At 44.7% G+C, this 16,302-nt stretch carries 14 protein-coding genes; 8 read left to right on the top strand and 6 right to left on the bottom strand.

Annotated features, from left to right (window positions below):
• Nucleotides 1–32: 32 nt before the first annotated feature.
• The gene (gene tamB, locus L2W36_RS22285) at nt 33–3,794 is read right to left on the bottom strand and encodes an autotransporter assembly complex protein TamB (protein WP_443088405.1); all 3,762 of its coding nucleotides are present in this window, start codon (nt 3,792–3,794) and stop codon (nt 33–35) included.
• The gene (gene tamA / locus L2W36_RS22280; RefSeq protein WP_038228874.1) at nt 3,791–5,506 is read right to left on the bottom strand and encodes an autotransporter assembly complex protein TamA; all 1,716 of its coding nucleotides are present in this window, start codon (nt 5,504–5,506) and stop codon (nt 3,791–3,793) included. Before tamA ends, tamB begins: the two co-directional genes overlap by 4 nt.
• 166 nt (nt 5,507–5,672) lie before the next feature.
• Here tamA and msrA point away from each other — a divergent pair, with 166 nt between their 5' ends.
• A complete protein-coding gene (gene msrA, locus L2W36_RS22275) occupies nt 5,673–6,293 on the top strand; it encodes a peptide-methionine (S)-S-oxide reductase MsrA (protein WP_236111646.1) in 621 nt (206 codons plus the stop codon).
• 77 nt (nt 6,294–6,370) lie between these two features.
• On the opposite strand, the gene L2W36_RS22270 is transcribed toward msrA, so the two are convergent.
• Entirely contained in the window at nt 6,371–6,571 is a 201-nt protein-coding gene (locus tag L2W36_RS22270; protein ID WP_006073236.1) for a DUF1107 family protein, read from the bottom strand.
• A gap of 279 nt (nt 6,572–6,850) precedes the next feature.
• Between L2W36_RS22270 and L2W36_RS22265 the strand changes: the two genes are divergently transcribed.
• The 7 genes from L2W36_RS22265 to L2W36_RS22240 all read left to right on the top strand — a co-directional run bounded on the left by L2W36_RS22265 (nt 6,851) and on the right by L2W36_RS22240 (nt 12,433).
• Nucleotides 6,851–7,402 (top strand): YtfJ family protein, encoded by a 552-nt coding sequence (locus tag L2W36_RS22265; protein ID WP_006073234.1) that lies wholly within the window; start codon nt 6,851–6,853, stop codon nt 7,400–7,402.
• 148 nt (nt 7,403–7,550) lie between these two features.
• Nucleotides 7,551–7,844: a DUF2607 family protein gene (locus L2W36_RS27560; RefSeq protein ID WP_081411570.1), complete on the top strand. Its 294-nt coding sequence runs from the start codon at nt 7,551–7,553 to the stop codon at nt 7,842–7,844.
• Between the two features lie 51 nt (nt 7,845–7,895).
• Nucleotides 7,896–8,621, top strand: a complete 726-nt coding sequence (gene zrgA / locus L2W36_RS22260; RefSeq protein ID WP_236111645.1) for a zinc uptake protein ZrgA — start codon at nt 7,896–7,898, stop codon at nt 8,619–8,621.
• A gap of 61 nt (nt 8,622–8,682) precedes the next feature.
• Nucleotides 8,683–9,372: an ABC transporter ATP-binding protein gene (locus L2W36_RS22255; protein WP_038228870.1), complete on the top strand. Its 690-nt coding sequence runs from the start codon at nt 8,683–8,685 to the stop codon at nt 9,370–9,372.
• Nucleotides 9,369–10,628, top strand: a complete 1,260-nt coding sequence (locus L2W36_RS22250; RefSeq protein WP_006073230.1) for an ABC transporter permease — start codon at nt 9,369–9,371, stop codon at nt 10,626–10,628. The genes L2W36_RS22255 and L2W36_RS22250 overlap by 4 nt, the downstream gene beginning before the upstream one ends.
• 58 nt (nt 10,629–10,686) lie before the next feature.
• Nucleotides 10,687–11,151: a DUF3299 domain-containing protein gene (locus tag L2W36_RS22245; protein ID WP_063604650.1), complete on the top strand. Its 465-nt coding sequence runs from the start codon at nt 10,687–10,689 to the stop codon at nt 11,149–11,151.
• A 379-nt stretch (nt 11,152–11,530) separates the two neighbouring features.
• Nucleotides 11,531–12,433, top strand: coding sequence for a TIGR03899 family protein (locus L2W36_RS22240; protein ID WP_006073223.1), 903 nt, complete (start codon nt 11,531–11,533; stop codon nt 12,431–12,433).
• Here L2W36_RS22240 and cysC read toward each other — a convergent pair.
• The 3 genes from cysC to cysN form a co-directional block, all read right to left on the bottom strand.
• Entirely contained in the window at nt 12,430–13,062 is a 633-nt protein-coding gene (cysC, locus tag L2W36_RS22235) for an adenylyl-sulfate kinase (RefSeq protein ID WP_236111644.1), read from the bottom strand. The two genes, L2W36_RS22240 and cysC, sit on opposite strands and share 4 nt — an antisense overlap.
• Nucleotides 13,063–13,083: 21 nt before the next feature.
• Nucleotides 13,084–14,808 (bottom strand): SLC13 family permease, encoded by a 1,725-nt coding sequence (locus L2W36_RS22230; RefSeq protein ID WP_236111643.1) that lies wholly within the window; start codon nt 14,806–14,808, stop codon nt 13,084–13,086.
• Between the two features lie 71 nt (nt 14,809–14,879).
• Nucleotides 14,880–16,292 carry a sulfate adenylyltransferase subunit CysN gene (cysN, locus tag L2W36_RS22225; RefSeq protein WP_088876604.1) on the bottom strand — a complete coding sequence of 471 codons (1,413 nt, stop codon included), beginning with the start codon at nt 16,290–16,292 and terminating at the stop codon, nt 14,880–14,882.
• Nucleotides 16,293–16,302 lie beyond the last annotated feature (10 nt).

Raw genomic sequence — 16,302 nt, 5'->3', positions numbered from 1 at the left:
TACGTTGTGCGGCGGCGCAGCAACGGCTCGTGTTAATCCACTTCAAACTGATACAGGAAGGTTACAGAGCTATAAAGCCCAGACACCGCTTCAACGTAAAAGTCTTCAATGATTCGATAGCGTATGGTGAATTCACCAAGGGAGTTAAAAATACCTACCCCATATTTCACTTGTAGCCCTGGCAGAACATACCCACTCACGGTTACTTGAGAGTCATTACCACTACCTGCAGTATCAAGCTGTAAGTCTTGTACACCAAAAGCTTGGCCAATATCGCCGACCACTTTACCACTGCGAGCTAAACTCAAACCAATCAAGGTCGTGGTTAGTGCATTACCACCTGTTTCGCCATCAATATCTTGGCCACGTAACAAGTAAGAAAGGGCATTTGCTTGTGGCATAGTTGGATCAGAGAAAATCTCGATTTTAGGCTCTGATGCCAAACCGGTTACTTTTACCCCAGCTTTAACATCATCAGCTGTGGTCTCTGGGTTTCGTATCGCGGTAATATTGACGTAAGGCTGATCAACAGGCCCAGTCATTAGGATTTTACCTTCTTCAATCAACAAGTCTTGACCAAATGAAGTATACGAACCGTTGATGATATTGACTTCACCTTGAACAAATGGCCCTTTATCTTTTTGGGAAACTTGTAATCGCCCTCTTAAGTCACCCTTTAAGCCAAATGCAGATACACGAAAATCATTACCGATGTTAATCACAACATCACTTTCGATATTGAAAGGAACCACTGCTTCTTTGTCGATAGGCGTCATATCAGGGTTGAGTAGTACTTGGTCACTGGATACCGACACTGCACTCTGGGGCAGTTCCTCAACCAAAATTCGTCCCCAGGGCAAGCCTATCGTACCCGTTACTTTCGCCAGTTGTGGGTTGGCCTCGATGGTCATATCCGGGACAACCTTAACTTTCACCATCGGTGGCACTTCGACATTCAACTCATCGGCAAACACTCTCAATTTGGTGCGCCATGCATTGAGATCCTGCCAATTACCCTCACCGGATAATTGCAGTTCGCCATCATCAGTCTGAATTTTCGCATCTAAGTTGGCGTCATAGCCATTGAAAGCAATGTTCACACCACCCGACTTCACTTGAATTGGCGAAATGTCACCTTGAAGGGAAAGATCCGAAATGGAAAAGTCACCAAACAACTGTGGATGTAGAGCATCCCCTTTAATTTTGATGTTTGAATCAAGGTTCGCTTTGAGCTTATTGAACTCACCAATAACAGGCTGCAGGAAGTCCAAGTTAAACGTAGAAAGGTTAACCTCACCCTCTATCTTTTTGTTGTCCGCAAGCACATCCGGTAAGGTCACTTGACCAGAAAGATCGCCGTTATCTGTTACGTCCACTAACCAACTGGCTTCGAGCTTATCATCCGCTAAATTCGCCGATACATTCACCTTATCCCAACCTATAACAAGAGGGGCTTCTAGTGTTTGCGTGACCTTACCCTTAGGCAGGCTCACATCCAGCTTCACTTGCGGAGCAGCCTCTGGTGCCCATTTGGCCCACACCGTCACATTGGCGGTCCCTTCTACATTGGTATTTTTAGGAATGTAAGCATCAAGCTGTTTAAAGTTGAAATTCTTCACGGTGACTAAAGCTTCACCTGACGTCCCAGCTTGGATATCTTTTTCCAAACACACTTTCGAGTCAGCTTGCGCCCAACAGTGCGCCGAGACATCTGCCACTTGTTTATCGATATCCACTTTGATATCGATAGGATCCACTAAATCAAGCGGCCCTTGTTCTGACTCTAAATGAACATCAGCAAGCCTCCCAGTCCAAACAAGACTCGGCTTATCCTGAAGAGAACCGTCTAAGTCAATCTTTGCAGACAGGAGGTTGGAAACAAGATCCAATGACAGTGTATGGCTTGCTTGGGTACCACTTAAGGCGAGATCCACACTCTCGACAACCTGTTCTTGATAAGTAATCCCAGAAGCCTTTAAAGAGAGTTTCGCCTGAGCTTGCTCAAGAGGTAAGGGTTTCGCCGTACCGGACAAAGATAGGCTATCGATACTGGCTTCTTGCTTCCATTTTACCTTTTCTACTTTTAGGTCGGTGGCGATATCAGGTTCTAGCATCGCCCCTTTAATGCCCACAGTCCCCTTCAGAAGGCCTGTGAGATCCGGAACCGATTTTGCCAAGTCAGGAAAATCGATGCGAACATCCATATTCCAGTCCTTATCGAGCGCTCCTTTTGCACTTAGTTGGTTTGGGCCATGAGCGACTGACAGCCCTTCAGTTCTAACTTTATACTTGCCCTTGCCCGAAGTATCTGCAGCTTCTAGCTGCCCTTTAACATTTAGAGGGTAATTACGAAGTACACCAACAATGTCGAGGGTAGGAACCGACACATCCCAGCCACCAGCTTCTGTAAGTTGGCCGCTGGTGACAATGTGGCCACTAATGTCACCTTCTGCCTCCGGCCATTGAAGACCTGGTTGAATGTGCGTAAGGTTAATATCCCCTTTCCAGTTTATCGGCGACTCCCAGTTCGCCATAACCTGACCAGTAATGTTGCCACCTAAGCTATCAATAGAGAGCTCACTTAGGTCAATTTGCTTCAAGTCACCCTTACCAATCAACTGGACTGCCACATCTGGAATGTCCTTACCTGATGCTTGAGCGTTTAGAGCAACGTCATACCCTTCCAATGAGCCTTTCGCTTTCAAGCTTTCAATAGCAACTTGATAATCACTTTTACCGGTTAATGGCCACGTCGCTTTTGCATCACTGATCGTGGCATCAAACGGAAGTGTTGGTTCCAGTGGCTGCAACTCTCCATTTAAAGCACCAGTGATTAGCCCGGAAAACTGACTATCTAGAGATAGCTTTTCAACGCTTCCTTTAGCCTCTAGTTGTAACCTCTGACCCGCCAAATCTGTTTGTTTGAGATGAGCCGTAAGGAACAGGTCTAATGGGTAGCCCTGATTTAAGGTGATATCTCCATTAAGAAGGGCATCCACTTGCGGCATGTCTAGCTGCAGTTTATCTACATGAACATCGTGTTCACCTGCTCGGCCCACCAACTGCAAATTATTGACAATGACAGGTTCATCTTGCTCAAGTTTAAAGTCTTGAATTTCGATTCCCGCAATATTAACGAAGAGCGGAATTAACACTTCTGGCAGCTCAATGGCCTGAGGCTTGTTCTCCTGTTGAGGCTCTTGTGGTTCTGCACTGGTCTCATCCGACGGCGCTAACGCTACTCTCGGTGATTTTAGCAAGGTATCACCGACCGTGAGTTTAGAACCGGTCATTGCAAGAGACGTAGAAAAGACATCCCAATTCACTTTAGTGCCTAAGATATCCAAATTGATATCACTAAAGTTCACCTTACCGATCGCAATTGGAATGGGTGTTGAGATTGACGTTAGCGGCTCACTTGGCTCGGTAGAAGGCTCACTTGGTGCAATTTCAGGCATCGAAAAGTTCAAACCCGTTATCGCCAGTTCATTAATACATACCCTAGGATCGCTCAAGCAGTTGAGATCAACGGCCAACGTCAATGACTGAGCGTTAAGATCAATATGGAGACTCTCGTCGACAAAACTGACTTGGTTAAGGGTAAACCTAGGGAATAGTGAGCCCTTGGCTTCCGACACCTGTAACTGAGGCAGCGCTTTGTTTACTCCCCAAAGAATGCTGTTCAACCCAGCATTAGTGAACATAGCGAAGGCCAGCGTTGCCACGATAAGTAGTATCAACGTCACAAAGCCGATAGAGACCCACTTGGTCAATCGCCAAACTTTTAACATCATAATTCTGGCCCTAAACTAAAGTGAATACGCCATTCTGCTTGCGGTTTCTGATCTAACCCCTTCGCATAATCAAATTTCACTGGACCAACAGGCGACACCCAGCGAATACCGAAACCGGCACCACGTTTCCACTCTGGACTATCATTAAATGCATCACCAACATCGAAAAACGTCGCTGCCCACCAATTTCCAGTAATACGATATTGATACTCTAGTGTACTGGTCGCCAAGTATTGGCCACCGGTCTTATTACCGACATCATCCTGAGGAGAAATACTCTCATAGTCGTAACCTCGGATACTGTTATCACCACCCGCATAGAATCGTAGTGACGGTGATAACTTAGAAGGGTCACTAGCAATGTTGGCACCAACATCCACTTTAAAAATACCACGATGATTTTCACCAATACTGGAAATCCATGTGGACGTTCCACGCATGCGGAACACGGAAGTTTCTGAGAGAGCGCGCTCGTCGCCGACTTCAAACATGATGGTCTGTTTGTTACCACTCATCGGCAGTACACCACCTCGAGACACCACTCGTGAATACGATAGGCCAGGTAAGACGAACTGACCTAACTCACCTTGCGTATTGAACTCGTAGTTCTCCACCAAATAACGTAGATAAGCGGTGCGATGCCAACCGCTATCGAGCACCCAGTGACGCTCGAAGGCCAAGTTGGATTCCAAAGTCTTTTTATCACTTCGGTTTACGTTTTTTAGACCATATTGAATGAGATAGTAATCTTTCAGCACATCATCCAAAGGAATCTTGTAGCTTGCGGTCACCTGTTGTTCAGGAATAGAGAGATCAAGACTGGTATTAAAGCTGTGGCCATGTTCGTTCAGCCATGGTTTTTTCCACTTGAACTTAACTTTTGCCCCCACATCAGTGGAATAACCAAGACCCGTTTCAAATTGGTTTTTTACTTGCGGGGCCAATGACACCTTCATAGGTAACTCTCGGCCTTTACCTACTTGCGATAAGTCAGGCTCAACGAATACCGATGAAAACCATTCGGTATTAGATAAGTTCTGGTTATGGATACCGACTTTAGAGGCAAGATAATCATCCCCTGTTTTATATGGTTGTAATGATTCTACTTTTTGAATATCGATCTGACTGCCGGTGATGGTGGTTTTGCCAAATTGATAGCGAATACCACTATCGTAATGCAATCGAATAAAAGCTTGGTTAAGTTCAGGGACCACTTCGAGTCGGCTCAGCACATATCCGCCATCGAAGTAACCTTTTTGCAAAGCAAGATTACGAATACTTGATTTCATCGCATCGTATTGGCTGTGGTTTAAAATGACACCTTCTTTAAGAGGCGTCAGTCGGATAAGACGCAGAAAATCTTCATCGCTCTTCGCTTCACCAGAGATATCAATATCAACCAATTTGATTCTCGTCGGCTCACCTGCATTGACGTTTACAATCAGCTCAGAGTCCTTATCGTCCACGGAGAACTCGATACGGGCATTGTAATAACCCACCGCATTCAGGGCTGTATTGATTTCTTTGGTTAGGCGAGATTGAAATCGAAGTGACGTTGAGTATTCACTGGGCTCAATAGCGGATATGTAGGCATCAACATTATCCTTCAATGCACCACTTAAACCATTAATATCCAATGACACACCATCTTTTGCCATCGCTAAACTCGATGACAGCAACAGAATTAGCGGTGGTAATACTCTCTTTATCATGCTTTATTGTTGAGACTGTGATTCGTTGTTTTTGTATTGAACTGGAATGATAACCCCGATCAATTTAGAAGTCTGTAGTCACCACCCACATGATGACAGATTAGCGTTATTTTATTGATGGTTTTCAGAAACTTCGTACACCCAATAATAGTCCAAAAAGGAGCCTATGATGCGTAAAACGGAAATGATATCAGCAGACCAAGCTCTACCGGGGCGTGACCATGCCATCGCAAAAATGGAGCCACACTTCATCAATCAATCTGACCTCAATGCTTCACTTCAAGAGCATCAACAGTCTGTCGTTATCGGTCTTGGTTGCTTTTGGGGAGCTGAGCGTGTGTTTTGGCAGCTGGACGGTGTTGTCTCGACTTCCGTCGGCTATGCAGGTGGCTACACGCCAAATCCGACCTATGAAGAGGTTTGTTCTGGAAATACAGGGCATACTGAAGTGGTGCGTGTTGTATTCGACAGTCGGGTAACCTCTTTGACAGACATACTCAAAGTCTTTTGGGAGAAACACGACCCAACGCAAGGGATGCGTCAAGGGAACGATATTGGTACTCAGTACCGCTCTGCTATTTATGTTGATGATGAGCAACAGCTTTTGACGGCGCAACAGACTCAGCAGCAATACCAACAGGCACTTGGCGATACTTCCATCACAACGGAAATTGCCTTACTCAATCACTACTACCTTGCTGAGGTATACCACCAGCAATATCTCGCTAAGAACCCTAATGGGTATTGTGGAATTGGTGGTACAGGCGTCTGTTTTCCTCCTCAATAACAAGACGGTGCACAACAAAAAACGCTCTTGGTTTCACACCAAGAGCGTTTCTAAAAATTCTATTGATATAGTGTGTTCTACATCGCGAGCGCAGCGATCTCGATGTTAATTTCTTTAAATGCATCGAGCTTTTGTTTGTCACCGACTTCTGGTAGTAACACTTTGCCGTTATCGAACCGAAACACCCCGATACCCGCAATGAAAAACTGTCCCTTAAAAAGCGTTTTAACAAATTTAGCAATTTGTCTCGGACGATAAACCGTAAACTTTCGCAGCATAACCTAACCTCAATATCCGTTTGAGTACAACCATCATGTTCTCGCTTTATGCGAGTGTTGTCGCAATATTTTTTGCGCTCGTGACAAGTATACAGCATATTTATTCGTTCACAAAAGATAAATTAACATCTTTGCAACAAACTATAAATTACTGTTATGCTTGGTATGATTTTATCAAGTAAAGGACATCTCTTGGTCAAATCGCACCAATAACATTGTGGTAATTCCTAGGTTAACCTATGGTATACCGCTCAACACAAAGTAATGGAAACAATTACAATGAAACTAAAGCCTCTCCTAACAATAGCAATGCTGTGTTTACCCACTCTTGCTATGGCCACGAATTTACAAGTTGGTGGCAACGCACGCTCAATATCTGTGAAGGATCATGGTGAGCTTATTCTCAACAATGACGCAATTACTTACCAAGCGTGGAGCAGTAACGATATGCTTGGCAAAGTACGAGTTATTCAAGCCATCGCTGGCCGCAGTAGCTCAAAAGAGATGAATGCCCCACTAATGAAAGCCATTACGGATGCGAAATTTCCAGAAGACAGCTACCAAACCACGACGATCATCAACCAAGATGATGCAATGTGGGGCACAAGCTCCTTTGTCAAATCTTCAGCTGAAGACAGCAAGCAAGAATTCCCATGGTCATCCATGGTGCTCGATAAACACGGCCTAGTCGCCAACGCATGGCAACTCAAAGAAGATAATTCAGCAATTATCGTTCAAGATAAGCAAGGCAAGATTCTGTATGTTAAAGAAGGCGCTTTAACAGATAGTGAGGTTCAAGAAGTACTGACGATGATCAGCGATAACCTATAACCTCTCGCTATGTTGAAATCATAATGGGAGCAAAGTCGCTCCCATTGTTTTTTTCCTGTTAGAAACCCAAAGCGGACCATTGTTTACGTTGGTAAATATTTTGATTTGTTATAACATAACAAATCAAAATTAAACGAGAACAAGTCGCATGTCGCTGATTCAACTGATGAAAACAGGTTCTAAGCTAAGAGCTGCATTGTGCTTAAGCTTGCTGCTGCTTGCTCTCAATGCCCTATCCATCGAGCACAGCTACGATTCTCACATCGACCACCAGGAACATCATTGCCCTTTATTTACCAAAGGCACCCATTCACTTCCCGTCAGTCTTTTCCATGCAGCGTCAGTGGTTGTTTCTCATTCCAGATTGATCAATATAGATAATAGTGTCTGCCATTCAAAGCCGGAGTGCATCAGTGCACGCTCGCCGCCTTTGCTTACCTAGACTCACTAAAATCATCTATTGTTATCACAGACTAAAATTTAAGGAATACCAATGAAACTCAAGATGACTCTATTAGCTGGACTCGTAGTCTCCCAATTTGCAGTGGCAGAAGAAAACTTCCGACAACACGATGCCCACGTTCACGGCCATGTCGAGTTTAATATTGCTCAAGATGGACAAGACCTTTTGGTGGAGATTACAGCTCCTGGCGCGGATGTAGTCGGCTTCGAGCATGCCCCGAAAACTGACGCAGAAAAAGCGGCGCTTACCAAAGCCAAGGCGACACTTAACGACGTAAATAACCTACTGATCCTACCTAAGGCTGCTGGATGCCAACTCGTGGATGCTGATATTGATAATACGCTAGAGTCACATCAAGGTCATGATGACCACGATGACCATCACAATCATGATGATCATAAAGGTCACGACGACCACCACGATCATGACCATGACGGACACGATGATCATAAGGGCCATGACGACCATCATGACCATAAAGAACACGATGATCACAAAGGTCATGACAACCACGACCACGACCACGACCACGACCACGACCACGACCACGACCACGACCACGACCACCATGATGGACATGGCGAGTTCAACGTGCAATACCAATTTACCTGTAGTGATTTCAGTAAGTTAAACCAAATTGACACAAAATGGTTTAGCTACTTCCCTGCAACTGAAAAAGTCTCTGTTAACCTGTTAACGGACACTGCACAATCTGCAACTGAACTAACCTCTGGCAACACTGTCATTAAACTGTAAGCATCTCGCCCTAAGAAGTAGCTTTGCTCTCTTAGGGCATCTTCTTGGATAAGAGGACATTATGGCTAGAGTAATCGAACTCACCGATCTCACTTTCAAATGGCACCCAGAACAAGCCCCCACACTCGATATTCCTTCACTAACTGTAGAACAGGGTGAACATCTATTCTTAAAAGGACCAAGTGGCTGCGGGAAATCAACCTTATTGGGGCTACTCACTGGTATCAATACAGCAACTTCAGGCAATGTTGTCGCTCTGGGACAGTCACTACAATCATTATCTGCCAGTGCAAGAGATAAATTTAGGGCGGATCATATCGGTTATATATTCCAACAGTTTAACCTGCTGCCGTATCTCTCTGTCATTGATAACGTCACCTTACCTTGCCGGTTTTCTCAAGTCAGAAAAAACAAGGTAGCGGGCCCTTTAGAGCAAGAAGCCAAGCGGCTTCTCGAACACTTAAGGCTGCCTTCACACCTTCTCAACAAACCAGTGATTGAGCTCAGTATCGGTCAACAACAACGTGTGGCCGCCGCACGTGCCTTAATTGGTCAGCCTGAATTTCTTATTGCCGATGAGCCAACTTCGGCTTTGGATCACGATAACCGAGAAGCTTTTATCGAATTACTTATGGAACAAGCTAACCAAGCTCATTCCACGCTGATCTTTGTCAGTCACGACCCGACGCTCGAATCCCTATTTACGCGAAGCGAAAATTTACTGGATATCAACCAAGCGAGAGCATTATGAGTATTACATTGAAACTAGCTTGGAAAAGTCTTCTCAACCGAAAAACCACCGCATTATTAACCGTTATGACGGTGGCTATTTCGGTTATTCTTCTCATGGGTGTTGAACGTATTCGAACTCAAGCAAAAAGCAGTTTTGCCAACACGATTTCAGGCACAGACCTCATCGTCGGCGGTCGTTCTGGCCAAGTGAACCTGCTGCTCTACTCTGTCTTTCGTATTGGTAATGCCACCAATAATATCGATTGGAAAAGCTATGAAGAGTTTAGCCAACATCGCGCTGTTGACTGGGCAATTCCCATTTCTCTTGGAGACTCACACAAAGGTTTTCGAGTCATGGGAACTAATCATAGCTATTTCGAGCACTACCAATATGGACAGAAGCAACATTTAAGCTTCTCTTCAGGCCATGAATTTAATGGGCTATTTGAAACCGTGCTGGGCTCCGATGTTGCCAAATCCCTAGGCTATGATATTGGCAGTGAAATCATTATTGCGCACGGCATCAGCGATGTCGGCTTTAGCCGTCATGAAAACCTCCCTTTCAAAGTGGTCGGTATACTCGCCCCTACAGGGACACCAGTCGATAAAACCGTTCATGTTTCTCTTGAAGCAATTGAAGCGATACATGTTGGTTGGGAATCTGGTGCAAATCTGGGTAACACACCAAGCAAAGAACAGCTGGAACAGATTGACTTCCAACCTAAGCAAATCACGGCCATGTTGATAGGTCTTAAGAGCAAGATTCAGACCTTCGCTCTACAAAGACAGATTAATACCTATAAGCAAGAGCCACTAAGCGCCATTCTTCCAGGTGTCGCCTTGCATGAATTATGGGGCATGATGAGCGTGGCTGAACAAGCGTTGCTTATCGTCTCTATTTTTGTTGTCGTCGCAGGTTTGATGGGAATGCTCTCAAGCTTACTGACTAGTTTACAAGAGAGACGAAGAGAGATGGCGATACTACGTGCCATGGGAGCTAGACCACGACACGTGTTCACCTTGTTGGTCAGTGAGGCCACCGTTCTAACTTCTGTCGGTATCATTTGCGGTATTGGTGGCATGTATGCCATGCTAGCGGTCGCTGCGCCAATCATCACTGCAAACTACGGTATCAATATTGCGCTAACCGCAATTACTGCTCATGAGTGGATGTTGCTAGGGTTTGTTCAAATCGCAGGAATGATCATTGGATTCTTCCCTGCACTGCGCGCGTACCGACAATCATTAAGCGATGGCATGACCATCCGAATTTAGCGAGATTGACATGAAAATACTGCCTAAACTCGTTGGCATTCTATTATTAACGATAAGCATGCTAACGCCACATATGGCGTTAGCACAGGATGAATCAGATCTATTAAAACTCGACTGGATCGATTTGATCCCCGAGAAAGAACGCAACCAGTTTGATGCGATGGGCATGCCTGCCATTGATCACTCTGGCGGTGTAATGGAGCAATCAAAATTGGGCTCTGTCCGACAAGAGCTTAATGGCAGTATGGTCAAGATCCCTGGCTTTGTTATTCCACTTGAAGGCGATGAAGACATGGTGACTGAATTTCTATTGGTTCCTTACTTTGGCGCCTGTATTCACGTACCACCACCGCCACCAAACCAAATCATTTATGTAAAGTTTAAAGAAGGTGCACCTGTACATCGTTTGTGGGATGTTATTTACGTGGTAGGAACATTGAAGACGGAAACCATCAATTCTGAGCTCGCTGAAACTGCCTATCTGATTGATGGAATCCGTATTGAAGATTATGACGATGGTTAGAATGCACGCTGAATAGCGTAGAGGCGTTAAAAGTAAACATTTCGTTAACAGTGCTAGCTTGTCATATTGCCAATCAATCTTCTACTTAGCTGATGAAAGTAGATAGATAAGCTAGCACTCCGAGATAAACACATAGCAATAATGCTACCGAAACGTGTTTTTTAACTCTATTCTCTCCTGAGTGACTCATAAAGCCCTCCTTAGTTACACCTCAAATTTAACAAAAATTTATCATTTATCCCAGCATTTTTTACAATATGATGGCCGTTATTGTTAATTCGGAAAATAGCTCACATAAATAGAACTAGTCAGCACCATAAAATATCGCTAAATTGATGATCAATCGTACAATTTTACTGCCTATCTTGAATTCGTTTTTATGAGCAAATTACCTGTCGATCAGCAATCACAAACTACCGAGCCAAACACGCAGAACGAACAGGCTCACAAAAAAAGCCACCATATGAAGGACAGTGGCAGCAGAATACGTGCTATTGCTCAAGCACATAGTTTGGACGCATTGATTGCAGAGGAAACCCCAAGTAAAAGCCTATTTGAACGCGCCATGTTGCGCGAAAAGCAGAGTAAAGAGCAGCGACAAAAGAACTTAGAACAAATTGTGAAAGCCGCACTGACATCGTGCAAGAATGAAGTGGCAGGAGAGCCAGACTTTGACTGGCTGGTGCGTTATTTCGACATGGCTAAGGAAATTCACAACAGCTCAATGCAAAAGCTATGGGCACAGGTGCTAAAACGGGAAGTGACCAATCCTGGTTCAACTTCGATGAAAGCTCTAAAAACCCTTAGAGACATGACGCCAAAAGAAGCACAAACTCTACAACGCGCTGCTTCTTTGGCTTGCAGTTTTGGTACCGATACTAGCCGAAAACTACTGCTTGGTATTCGCCATCAGGCAGGGTTATTTAGCTTTTCTAAACGCGAAAGCCTTGATGAACTAAGCCTAGGTGAATTTCAATTTCCCTATTCCAGCCTGTTATTACTTGTTGAGCTTGGCATCCTGCTCGCCACCGAATTAGAGTCCGGGGAAATCACCAAAGAGCCCGCACTTAAGCTCAGTTATCAAGGTAAAGAAATGACGTTGCAGCCAAAGCATAAAGGCATCACGTTAACCTACTACCGATTTACCCCAACGGGTAACGAGTTGTGCCAATTGCTTGGAAACCGTAGCAATAACCAGTACCGCGATAAACTACTAGAGTTACTGAATAGAAAGTTCATTGTGAAGGGTGACACGGCCAACTCGTTTCATCATACGGTTTAGCTAATGATACTTCGCTCAGTCAGTGCCTGAATACACTGTTCAACCAGTTCCTCAACTTTATATGCGTCGGCATTTAAATGAATTTCTGGTTCGATGGGTTGTTCATATTCAGAATCTATCCCGGTGAAATTCTTGATTTCTCCCGCTCGTGCTTTCTTGTATAACCCTTTAGGATCCCGCGCTTCACAAACCGCCAAGCTCGCATCAACAAAGACTTCCAAGAATTCGCCTTGAGGTAATAGCGCACGCACCAAAGCTCGCTCTTCTCGGTGAGGAGAGATAAAGGCCGAGAGCACGATAAGACCCGCGTCCGCCATCAATTTTGTTAGCTCACCAACTCTTCGAATGTTCTCTCGTCTATCTTGCTGAGAAAAGCCTAGGTCTCGACAGAGCCCGTGTCGCACATTATCGCCATCTAGCAAATAAGTGTGATAACCACGTTGCGTAAGTTCAGTTTCCAGAGCACCTGCCACCGTTGATTTTCCAGCACCGGAAAGCCCCGTAAACCACAATACTACTGGCTGCTGTTTTTTTAAGGTTGCACGCTCTGACTTGGTTACCTGATGCTGATGCCAAATAACGTTTTCATCTTTGTTTATTTCGGCGCTTGCCAGTGCACTATTTGACATAGTAAGTCCTTGTAAAAATACTTAAAACGGAAAGAAATAGGGAATAAGTGCCAATACCAAAACGGAATAGACAATAGAGATAGGTATCCCAATTCTCATGTAATCTTTCAGTTGGTAATTACCAACGCTAAAAACCAGTAGATTAGTCTGATAACCATAAGGAGAGATAAAACTCGCGCTCGCACCAAACAGCACAGCCATTATGAAAGGCATGGGATCAACGCCGTAGCCGACTGCCATACTGTAGCCAATGGGAAACGCCAATGCCGCGGCAGCATTATTGGTCACCAATTCGGTTAGAATAAGTGTCACTAAGTAAGTGGCCACTAATGCTCCAAATACGCCCCAACCATTGAATAGCTCGATAAACATCGCCCCCATGCGCTCAGAGAGGCCAGTAGATATCATCAACTGCGCGATAGACAACGCAGAACCAACAATCACCACAATGTCGACCGGAAAGCGACGTCTTAGCTCGCCGATATTAACGATGCCAAAGGCCAGAACGGCGATTAGATACAGTGCTAACCCCTTAATTATGGGGAGAGTGTGAGTGAGTGCTAACGCAATCACAGCAACAAAACCAAGCAGCACATAACTCGACTTAGCAAAATCAAGTTTGGCACTGGAATCTAAGTCATTAACCAGCACAAACTCTTTTCGATGCTGGCGACGTGCTTGTTCGAACCCTTTACCGGGTGCCAACACCAATGTATCTCCGGCCTGTAAGATAATATTGCCAAGACCACCTTCTAGTCGTTCATGACCACGCCTAATCGCCACCACAACAGCATCAAAACGGTCACGAAAATGGCTCGATTTAAGCGTGTTATTACAGAAGGTCGCCGATGAGCTGACCACCACTTCCAATAGGTTCTGTCCGTTGAGATGGTGCTGTCCGAAAAACGTCAAACCCTGAATTTCTTGAAGAGTAGCAACACTTTCCACATCACCACAAAACAGCAGACGATCCTTAGCTTGAAGGACAAAGTTAGGGTCCACTGAAGCCAGAGTTTTACCATCTCGTACCACTTCGGCCAAAAACAACTTTCGTAATGCCCTGAGATTGTTCTCTGCGATACTTCGTCCCACTAGTGGTGAGCCAGGCTCCACTCTAGCTTCCAAAAAGTAGGGCAAATCATCTTGATTCGCGTCATCATAATTGGGCAGAAGATAACTTAATGGAATCAGTACCAGTACTCCACCTACTAAGACACTAAGTCCTATCCAAGTGGGTGCAAAAAAGTCCAAACTTGGTAAGCCCACATCTTCAACGAAGCTATTGATTATAAGGTTGGTAGAAGTACCAATTAGCGTCAGTGTACCTCCAAGGATAGCCGCATAAGATAAAGGAATAAGCAGCTTTGAAGGGGCATGACGCTGGTTGCGCTTAATAGCGCCAATTAATGACACAACAACAGCGGTATTGTTGGTAAAAGAAGAGAGCAAAGCAGTAGAAACCCCAAGCTTTGCCACTACAGAGCCTAAACGGCCTGTAGCAATGGAACGACTAACCCAACTGATCAATCGAGTTTTTTCTAACGCCGCAGACGAGAGAATCAGTAGCACCAAAGTTAATAGCGACGAATTAGTAAAATTGGTCGCTATTGCATTAAGCTCTAACATACCGGAAATAAACGCGATAAACGCAGCACCAGCAAAGATAAGGCTCGGTTTTATCTGGGTCGCGATCAAGCAAGCAATGATAGACATCAACAGTGCTAGCACTACTCCTTGTTCCCACATATCCTTCTCCCTACTGCTTAATGCTACGTTACATTGATTTCACGTCACAATGGTTCCAACTAACTAAGACGTTAGATATTGGCATCCCACTCAGGGAAGTGCTTCATAATGAGTGCTTTCAGTTCTTTCTCAAATGCCCCCATGCGCTCTTGAGGTGAACGTTGTTCTTCAGCTAATGCTTCACGAACCAAGCCTGCACCTACTGTGACATTAGTGAGTCGGTCGATAACAATAAAACCACCGGTATCTTGCACCGCATCATAACTATCTACCGCAACCGACTCTGTAAGTGACCACTCACATAAACCAATACCGTTGAGAGGCAAAGCGTCAGTATCAAAAGACTTCAGTGTATTAATGTCATATTGATGACGAACACCTTCTAGCTGGCCCTGAGTTTTCTTACCTGCAATCTTGATGTCATAGCTTTTACCTGCAGCCAAAGGCTCATCAGTCATCCAAACCACATCAGCAAGCAGACGATTTGACGACACCACTTTCGCGTCTTGTTTTACAATCAAGTCACCGCGACTAATATCGATCTCATCACTTAAAGTCAGCGTTACTGCTTGACCAGCAAATGCGCGAGGCAAATCACCATCGAACGTCACAATACGTTCTACACGTGATGTTTTCCCAGAAGGTAGTGCTTTGATTTCATCGCCAACCTGTATTTCGCCTGAACCAATGGTGCCAGCAAAACCGCGAAAATCGAGGTTAGGTCTATTCACATATTGCACTGGGAATCGGAAATCTCCATTCTGCTTCTCTTGGTCGATATCGACTTTTTCTAGCAGATCAAGCAGTGGCTCTCCTTGATACCAATCCATGTTGTTGCTCAAGTCGACCACGTTATCGCCTTCTAGAGCAGAGATAGGAATCATCTGGATATTGATGTCTTTACCTAAGTTTTCCGAAAACGTTAGGTATTCATCACGAATTGCTTCGTAACGCTGTTGAGAGAAGTCCACTAGGTCCATTTTATTAACCGCGACGATAAAGTGCTTAAGACCCAACAAGCTCGAAATAAACGAATGACGACGCGTCTGATCCAATACTCCTTTTCGAGCATCGATCAAGATAACTGCAAGATCACAGGTCGACGCACCGGTCGCCATGTTACGAGTGTATTGTTCGTGCCCTGGCGTATCGGCAATAATGAATTTTCGTTTCTGGGTTGAGAAATAACGGTAAGCCACATCGATGGTAATACCTTGTTCGCGCTCTGCTTGCAGACCATCAACCAATAAGGCTAAATCAGGTTTCTCACCCGTTGTTCCCACTCGTTGACTATCAGAGTGAACGGCCGCCAATTGATCTTCATAGATTTGCTTAGAGTCGTGGAGTAAACGGCCAATTAAGGTACTCTTGCCATCATCAACCGAACCGCATGTCAGGAATCGGAGTAAAGATTTGTGTTGATGCTGATTCAGGTAGCCTTCAATACCTAGTTCAGCAAGTTGTGCTTCTACTGCGCTATTCATAATCTGTTCC

Origin of the sequence: Vibrio sp. McD22-P3 (genome assembly GCF_021568915.1) — a bacterium.
GTDB classification, from domain to species: Bacteria; Pseudomonadota; Gammaproteobacteria; order Enterobacterales; family Vibrionaceae; genus Vibrio; species Vibrio mediterranei.
The sequence above is the reverse complement of the archived record's forward strand: the minus strand, read 5'-3'. Positions and strand labels throughout refer to the sequence as shown.